Source organism: Mycobacterium sp. 1165178.9 (assembly GCF_001673555.1).
GTDB lineage: Bacteria > Actinomycetota > Actinomycetes > Mycobacteriales > Mycobacteriaceae > Mycobacterium.
The window spans coordinates 1-7,798 of the sequence record NZ_LZMB01000084.1; the positions used below are offsets into that span (position 1 = coordinate 1).

At 68.3% G+C, this 7,798-nt stretch carries 11 protein-coding genes; 4 read left to right on the forward strand and 7 right to left on the reverse strand.

Annotation, left to right across the window (positions count from 1 at the left end; translation table 11 throughout):
- Nucleotides 1–756 (reverse strand): pyrimidine reductase family protein (locus tag A5652_RS04320; protein ID WP_067347011.1); only part of this gene is annotated, 756 nt, incomplete at its 3' end.
- Between A5652_RS04320 and zapE the strand changes: the two genes are divergently transcribed.
- Nucleotides 755–1,876 (forward strand): cell division protein ZapE, encoded by a 1,122-nt coding sequence (zapE, locus tag A5652_RS04325; RefSeq protein ID WP_156745150.1) that lies wholly within the window; start codon nt 755–757, stop codon nt 1,874–1,876. The two genes, A5652_RS04320 and zapE, sit on opposite strands and share 2 nt — an antisense overlap.
- Here the strand turns inward: zapE and A5652_RS04330 are convergent.
- The 3 genes from A5652_RS04330 to A5652_RS04340 form a co-directional block, all read right to left on the reverse strand.
- Complete coding sequence (locus tag A5652_RS04330) at nt 1,854–2,402, reverse strand: GNAT family N-acetyltransferase (RefSeq protein ID WP_067347002.1); 549 nt, start codon at nt 2,400–2,402, stop codon at nt 1,854–1,856. The genes zapE and A5652_RS04330 overlap by 23 nt on opposite strands.
- Nucleotides 2,390–2,929, reverse strand: coding sequence for a hypothetical protein (locus A5652_RS04335; RefSeq protein WP_067347003.1), 540 nt, complete (start codon nt 2,927–2,929; stop codon nt 2,390–2,392). Before A5652_RS04335 ends, A5652_RS04330 begins: the two co-directional genes overlap by 13 nt.
- Nucleotides 2,930–3,013: 84 nt before the next feature.
- Complete coding sequence (locus A5652_RS04340; protein WP_067347013.1) at nt 3,014–3,763, reverse strand: Clp protease N-terminal domain-containing protein; 750 nt, start codon at nt 3,761–3,763, stop codon at nt 3,014–3,016.
- Nucleotides 3,764–3,878: 115 nt separating this feature from the next.
- Here A5652_RS04340 and A5652_RS04345 point away from each other — a divergent pair, with 115 nt between their 5' ends.
- Genes A5652_RS04345 through A5652_RS04355 form a run of 3 tightly spaced genes read left to right on the forward strand, consistent with a single transcriptional unit; the run spans nt 3,879 to nt 5,574 of the window.
- Nucleotides 3,879–4,199 carry a DUF732 domain-containing protein gene (locus A5652_RS04345; protein WP_067347004.1) on the forward strand — a complete coding sequence of 107 codons (321 nt, stop codon included), beginning with the start codon at nt 3,879–3,881 and terminating at the stop codon, nt 4,197–4,199.
- Nucleotides 4,200–4,245: 46 nt separating this feature from the next.
- Entirely contained in the window at nt 4,246–4,590 is a 345-nt protein-coding gene (locus A5652_RS04350; RefSeq protein WP_067347005.1) for a DUF732 domain-containing protein, read from the forward strand.
- A 30-nt stretch (nt 4,591–4,620) separates the two neighbouring features.
- A complete protein-coding gene (locus A5652_RS04355) occupies nt 4,621–5,574 on the forward strand; it encodes a cytochrome c oxidase assembly protein (RefSeq protein WP_067347007.1) in 954 nt (317 codons plus the stop codon).
- 11 nt (nt 5,575–5,585) lie between these two features.
- Here the strand turns inward: A5652_RS04355 and A5652_RS04360 are convergent, their stop codons facing one another.
- The 3 genes from A5652_RS04360 to A5652_RS04370 form a co-directional block, all read right to left on the reverse strand.
- Entirely contained in the window at nt 5,586–6,506 is a 921-nt protein-coding gene (locus tag A5652_RS04360) for a cation diffusion facilitator family transporter (protein ID WP_067347009.1), read from the reverse strand.
- Nucleotides 6,507–6,571: 65 nt separating this feature from the next.
- Nucleotides 6,572–7,402, reverse strand: a complete 831-nt coding sequence (locus tag A5652_RS04365) for a carboxymuconolactone decarboxylase family protein (RefSeq protein ID WP_369805745.1) — start codon at nt 7,400–7,402, stop codon at nt 6,572–6,574.
- Nucleotides 7,386–7,798, reverse strand: a 413-nt coding sequence (locus A5652_RS04370) for an SDR family oxidoreductase (protein WP_156745151.1), incomplete at its 5' end; no start/stop codon positions are given. The genes A5652_RS04370 and A5652_RS04365, both read right to left, overlap by 17 nt.

Genomic DNA, 7,798 nt, shown 5'->3' on the forward strand with positions numbered 1-7,798 from the left:
GGTCAGGACGTGGGCACATCGCATTCGGGTGAGCAGCTGGCCCGGGCCGGCCGCGATGCGTCGCGCCTGGCCGCCGACGAGGCGCGGCGCAATCGTCAGGCACAGCTCGTCGAGCATGTCGCGCTGCATCAGCGAGCCCAGTAGTGTCGGCCCGCCCTCGGTGAGGATGCGGCGCATGCCCAGCGCGCCGAGGGCCGCCAGCAGGGCGGCCTCATCGATCTTCTCGGGATCGCGGCCGGAGCAGTCGAGCACCTCGCACAGGCCGTTGAGCGCGCGGCGCGTCTGCTCGGCCGCCGCGGTGCAGGTGAGCACCAGCGGCTGCACCTCGGTGCGGGTGAACACCGCCATGTCCCGGTTGAGGTGGCCCGACCCGGTCACGATCGCCAGTTGCGGGACCTCGCTTTGTCCGCGGGCCTGCCGCCGCTGGCGCCGGGCCACGCCGACCTGCGCGCCGGAGTAACCCTCGATCCGCACCGTGCCCGCGCCCACCACGATGACGTCGGCGAGCTCACGCAGCAGGTTGAAGACGAACCGGTCGCCCGGGCCGCCCATCGCGCCGCTGCTGCCGCCCGAGGTCGCCCCGCCGTCGACGCTGGTGATGAAGTTCGCTCGCACCCACGTCCCGTCGCGCTCGGGATAACCGTAGAGACCGGCCAGGTCGTCGTCGCCGAGTCCGCGTACCGACCCGAGCAGCGACAGCGGCGTCTCCGACGTCGGGGAGGTCGCGAAACTCTCGGGGCCGCCAGAGTCGGGCATGAGTCTGATTGCAGCACGCCGCTACAGTTCCTGCATGCACGGGTCCACCTCCCCGGGCGCTTCGGGCGGCCCGGCACACCTGGTGGATCGGCACCCGACGGTGTCGCCGGAACGGCTGATCGCCCAATTGCGACCGCCCCCGACCTTCGCCGAAGTGAGCTTCGCGACGTACCGGCCCGATCCGGCGGAGCCGACGCAGGCCGCCGCGGTCCTGGCGTGTCAGGAGTTCTGCCGCCAGGCCGTCGACGGGCGCGCCGGCCGGCGAAAGCTGTTGGGCCGGCGGGAAATTCTGCCCGGCATCGGGCTGTACCTGGACGGCGGGTTCGGCGTGGGCAAGACGCATCTGCTGGCGTCGGCCTACTACCAGCTGCCGGGTGGGGGGCCGGGCGGGTCACCGGATGGCGCGGCCCCCAAGGCGTTTGCGACGTTCGGCGAGCTGACCCAGCTGGCCGGCGTGTTCGGCTTCGTCGAGTGCATCGACCTGCTGGCCAACTACACGGCGGTCTGCATCGACGAATTCGAACTCGACGACCCGGGCAACACCACGCTGATCTCGCGGCTGCTCTCGTCGCTGGTCGAGCGCGGCGTGTCGGTGGCCGCCACCTCCAACACACTGCCCGAGCAGCTCGGCGAGGGCCGCTTCGCGGCGCAGGATTTCCTGCGGGAAATAAGCACGCTGGCAAGCATTTTCACGACTGTGCGGATCGAGGGGCCCGACTATCGGCACCGCGGGTTGCCACCGGCGCCGCAGCCGCTGTCCGACGGCGAGGTGGTTGCGCGCGCCGCGCGGATCGCCTGCGCGACGCTCGACGATTTCGATGCGCTGTGTGCCCACCTGGCCACCATGCACCCGTCGCGATATCTGACGCTGATCGAAGGCGTCAGCGCGGTGTTCTTGACCGGCGTGCACGGCATCGACGATCAGAACGTCGCGCTGCGGCTGGTGTCGCTGACCGATCGGCTTTATGACGCGGGCATTCCGGTGGTGGCCTCGGGCACCAAGCTGGACACCATCTTCAGCGAGGAGATGCTGGCCGGGGGATACCGAAAGAAGTACCTGCGGGCCACTTCCCGGCTCCTGGCGCTCACCGCCGCGGCTAACCCACCTCGCGGATCATGACATAGTCACTTTCCACGTCGGTGCCCAGCTGAAACGTTCTGGTGCCGGCGATGGCGAACCCGCTCTTGAGGTAAAAGCGTTGCGCGCGTTGGTTTGCCCGGTTCACGCCCAGCCACACGCAGCGAACGCCCCAGTCGGTCGCGACGGCCAGCATGCGTTCCATCAGCGCCGCCGCGGCCCCGCTGGAGTGGCGGTCGGGCAGGAGGTACATCTTCGACAGCTCGGCCGCCGGGCGAATGTCCACGGCCCGCCGTACGCCGGCGTGATCGGAGACGCCGCGAACCAGCATGGCGTACCCGACAATTCGGCCGTCGTGGCGCGCGGCGACGATGGCGCGACCCGGATCGCTGAGGTACTCGTCGAAGCGGTCGGCCGACAGGTTTGCGTCGATGAACAACGCGATGTTGTGCGCGCTCGCCGCGGGCGGACATGCCAACGGAAAAGTCTGTGCCGCAACGGCAGCCAGCTCTAGGGCGTCACCGGGGCCCGCCGGCGCGATCTGGAAGATTCCTGTCAGAGGTTCCACTGCGCGAGGTGATAGCCCGTCTTCTTGTCTAGCAGGACGACGGCGGAGACGGGATCGCGGTAGGCGTCCCAGTACACGCCGCCGCGCACGATCGCCCCGTTCGGGGCATTGACGAGCACGTTGTCCAGCGCGTCGGGCGCATCGGAGGCTCGCGGCTTGTAGGCGTCGGCGGTCGGGGTCACCCCGTTGAAACTCAGGACGGTCGCCATGACGTAGGGATTGGGCACGCGGATCGCCCGGACGGTCACGTCCGCGCGGTCGACGGTGCTGCCCGGGAAGCCTCTGAAGGTGCCTTCGCGGGTGTAGCCGAATCCCGGCGGCGGGTCGCAGGGCGCCACGCCACTCACGGTGATGTCGGCGATGAACGTGCCGTTGTCCACTCGCAGCGTGTCACCGAGGTGGCCGATCGGCGCGTCACCGGCCCATGCGCGCGGCACCGGTATCGCGGCGATGCCGGCCACCGTGACGCCGGCGACCGCGACCAGAAAGGCGGCCACCACCAGCAGCCAGCGGTGCGTCTTCGCCATGTCGTGCCTCCTTGACGCCGTTGCGGGGGACCTTCGCATGATTGCACACGCGTGGATGCGGAAGGGAGGGGTCGGCCACACTGATCAGCCCTCTCCGGCGGCACTTTCGCCGCCCGCGAGGGATTGCAGCGCCGTGAGCAGATCCGCCTCGACCCGGCCTTTGTCGACTCCGCCGCGGTGCAGCGGGCCGTCCCCGCCCTCGAGCTCCAGCAGCGCCAGCAGTTGGTGCTCGGTGCCGACGTAGTTGTGGCCCAGCCGAAGTGCCTCGCGCACGGCCAGTTCTAGCGCCTTGCGCGCCGGCCCGCTGAATGGAATGAGTTGTGGCGGTTCGGCATCCATGCGTAGCGCGGCGATGGCCCCGGTCGCGGCGGCGCGCAGCGCCTCGGTGTCGACGTTCTGCAGACGCAGCAGCACCGTCGCCAAGGCGGCCGCATCGCTGAGCACGCCGAGCAGCACATGGTCGGGGGTGATCTCGCTGTTGCCCGCTTCGTGCGCGGCGTTCTGGGCGGCCACGACCGCGCCGCGCGCCCGCGGGGTGAAGCGCGCGAACCCCTGTTCGAGATCAAGGGCCGCGGGCTCGGCGCGCGGCACGAATCGCTTTTGGGCGGCCTGCTTGGTGACGCCCATGCTCTTGCCGATGTCGGTCCAGGACGCTCCGGAGCGGCGGGCCTGGTCCACGAAGTGGCCGATCAAATGGTCGGCGATCTCGCCGAGGTGCTCGGCGGCCAGGACGGCGTCGGCGAGTTGATCCAGTACATCCGGGCGGGTCGCCTTGATGGCGTTGATCAACTCGTCGAGACGGATCGGGTAGGCGATGCGGACTGGCTCGGACATGTCGTCAACCATAAGTTGACGCACCTCTGGAGTCAACTGTGGGTTGACGTCAGTGTTTGTATACGCCGTTCATAATGGCGCGGGTTATTGACCGCTCTGGGAGAATTTGTCAGTCATGAAGCCACTGTTCGCACTGTGTGGTCTGGCCGTCGCGATCGGCTTGGCCGCCCCGGTGCACGCCGACAGCACCGACGACTCGTTCATCGCTTCGCTGAAGGCGGCAGGCATCACGTTCGCCGACCCGGGCAAGGCCGTGGGCGCGGGCAAGTGGGTGTGCGACACGGTCAGCCAGGGCACGCAGATGCCCGACGTAGTCAAGACGCTGCTGTCCAAGAACTCCGCGCTGAGCCAGGACAAGGCCAACCAGTTCGCGGCCATCGCCGCCACCACGTACTGCCCGGGCGCCATCACGACGAGCACGCCGAACCCTTCGTAGCGCTCGAGATGCCGCGCACCGGCAGGTTTGCGACAATCACTGCGTTATGCGATTTCTCCTGGGGTTGACCGGCCTCACAACCGTGATCGTCCTGGCCGCGCCCGCGCACGCGGACATCGACAACGATCAGGACTTTCTCAAAGACCTGCGCGACGCCGGCATCACCTATCAGGACGGCGGCAACGCGATCACCATCGGCAAGTCGGTGTGCGAGCTGCTCGACGACGGCCAGTCCGACGCGAAGATCGTGACGGACCTGCGCAACCAGAATCCGGCCTTCCAGGGCGCCAGCGCGGCCAAGTTCACCTACCTCTCGGCCGCCCATTACTGCCCGAAGTACATCACCGGCGAGGACCGCGGTCCGAAGCCGGACGGTCCCGCCGGCAACTGAGCCAATCCGGCCGCCAATAGGCTGGTACCCGTGCGCGTCGATCCCGGACCGCTGACATGGGACGCGGCCGTTCAGACTTGGCATTTCGACCTCGCCTCCGCGGCTCTTGTCGCGGTGCTCACCTCGGGATACGCCTGGTGCTACCGACGCGGTCGCGACAACGAACGTCCGGTCCGCGCCGCGAACGCTGCCTGCTTCGGAATCGGCATGTTGGTATGGGTGCTGGCGACGATCAGCGCCGTCGGTGCCTATGCCTACGTCCTGTTCTGGGTGCGCGCGCTGCAGGTGTTGTTGCTGCTCTACGTCGTGCCGTTCTTCATCGCACAGGCCAAGCCGGTCACCGTTTTTCGCGACGCCGCCGGGTCGGCGGGCCGCGACCGCATCGATAGGACGTTGGCGACCCGGTTCGCGCGCGTGCTCCTTCATCCGGCGACCACCTCGGTGGCGATGCTCGCCACGCCGTGGTTGCTGTACCTGACGCCGTGGTACACCGCATCCCTGCAGCACGAGTGGATCGGCGCGCCGACACGGATCCTGTTGGTGGTCTTGGGCTTCGGCTACTTCTATGCCCGGCTGCAGGAAGACCCGGTGCCCCGCAGGTACCCGCAGTCGATCTCGTTGCTGATCACGGTCGCCGAGGCGCTCGGTGACGGCGTCCTGGGATTGATCATCTGGCAGGGCTCGTTGATCGGCGCATCGTATTACGGGTCGCTGCAACGGTCTTGGGGCCCGGACCCGCGGCTCGACCAGACGATCGGTGCCGGCGTCCTGTGGATCCTCGGGGATTTGGTGGGGTGGCCGTTTGTCCTGCTGCTGATGCGCGCGATGTCCCGCGACGAGAAGGCACACGCGATCGCCGTCGACGCCGAGTTGGACAAGGCCGAGGTGAGGGCGCACAGCACCGAGAGCGAAGGCGGCGCTGCACTGTCAGGGCTCTGGTGGGAGAACGACCCGCAGCTGCGGGAGCGGTTCCGTCGCGGCTGACGGCTGGCCACCTAGGCGGCGCGGGCCGTCCACGTGAAGCTCTGCATCTCCGGGATCCGAGGCGTCAGCGCCGCGGCGAGGCTGCGGCCGATCTGGTCGGCGGCCGCCAGCGGAGTGTCAGCATTCAAAAAGCCTTCCACCTCGACGCGCAGGGTCCGCCCGGTCCACCTGGCCCGGGCGTGCGCATGCGTCACCCCGGGGACCGAGACGGCGACGGCCTCGGCGGTCGTGATGACGTCGGGGTCGACGCCGTCGAGCAGGCGGTGCGCGATATCGGCCGTCACCTCCCAGCCGACGTGGCAGATGAACCCGGTGACGACGATCCCGGCGACCGCGTCGGCCCAGCCCCAGCCCAGCGCCACGCCGACCAGCCCGAGCACCGCGCCCCCCGACGACAGCGCGTCCAGCCAGGAATGCTTGGCGTCGGCGACCATGGTCGCCGACCGAATCCGCCTGCCCACCACTAGTTTGTAGCGCGCCACCAACTGATTGCCGACAACGCCCACGACCGCCGCGCCGATGCCCCAGCCGACGTGGCCAGTGCCGCCGTGGCGAACCAGCTTGGAGATGCTCTCAAAGCCGGCGACGAGGGCGCTGCCCCAGATCACCAGGGCCACACCGATACCGGCGAGATCCTCGGCGCGTTCGTAGCCGTAGGGGTAGCGCTCGGTGGGCAGCTTGCGCGACGCGCGGAACCCGATGAACACCAGGGCGCTGGTGGAAACGTCCGACAGGTTGTGCAGCGCATCGCCGAGCAGCGCCACCGACCCGGACAGCAGCGCGATGACCAACTCGACCAGCCCGGTCAGGGCCAACCCGCCGGCGCTGACGGCGACGGCGCGGTTGGCCTGCCGGCGCTCGCCGGCGTCGTCGGCCGCGGTGTCCAGGGGAAAGCTTGCCGCCGGGTCACGGACTCCATTGATCACATGCATACCGCCAGCATGCCCGACTCGCCAGCGGCCCAGGGCACTCGATGCCGTAGGCGCCGTTGGTCAGGTCAGCCGACCGGCGCGTGATCGGTCTGGTTCTCAGCCGTCACCCGTTGTTTCTGTTCCGCGATCACCTGGTTGAGGTAGTCGGCCTTGGCGCAGCCGTAATACGCGGCGAACTGCAGCGCGAGCTCGTCCATCTCCTCAAACGAGACGTCACCACTTTTGAGTGCCGCGTAAACGTGGGACATGATCGGGATTTCGGCATCCTGGAAGGCGACACAGGCGACCGTGATGAGACGGCGTTCCTTCATGCCCAAGCCGGGTCGGCGCCACATCTCGGCGAAGACGAAGTTCAGAATGCCCGCTCCCGAGTACGGGTTGTCACGCATCGGCGCGAACGGCAGGCAGTTGATCTCCTTGAATGACTCCTCGCCGCCTCGCAGGCGTTGCTCGGGATCGCTGGCGGTGAGCAGCGGCAGCAAGGGTTGCGGGGGAGGGGGCGGCTCGCCGCGGGCCTCCGCGATCTTGGCCCATTCCAGATCCACCGCGATATTGAACCGGGACGCCTTCGGCCAGCCCGCGTAGACGGCGAAATGCAAGACCGTTTCCCGCATTTCGGTGATGCTGAGGTCACCGCTGTTGAGTGCGGCGTAGACGTGCTGCTCCAGCGGGGCCTGCGCATCGGCGGCGGCGACGCAGGGCAGCGTGACGAACCGCCGATCGCGCCGACTGAGGCCCGGTCGTGACCAGACCTCGCCGAAGACGAAGTCGATCAATCCGCCCGCGAATGGGTCCTCGTCGTCGGGTGGGTCGATCGTCATCACCTCGGCGAAGGTGCGCAGCCCTCGTTGATGTCGCGTGCGGTCGCTCACGGAAGCCTCATCGGATGGTGACACCGGCGTCGACTTTCAGCTCTAGCCCTGTGACGTAACGAGATTCATCGGATATCAAGTACAACACCGCGTTGCTCACGTCGGAGGCTTCGATCAGCGTTGCGGGCAGCGCGTTGAGAAAGATCGGCACCAGGTCGGGACGCTGCTCGGCGATCAGCGTGTGCATGCTCGGCGGAGCCATTCCGGTGGCCACCCCGGTGGGGTGCACGGTGTTGACGCGAATGTTCTGCGCGGCAAGCTCGTTGGCCAGCGCCAGGGTCATCCCGACGATGCCATGCTTGGAGGCGGTGTAGGGCACGTGCAGCGGGGTTCCCTTGATGCCGGCCGACGAGCTGATGTTGACCAGGCTCCCGCCGCCCCGCGCGACCAAGTGGGGGAGTGCGGCCGCGCAGGTGTTCC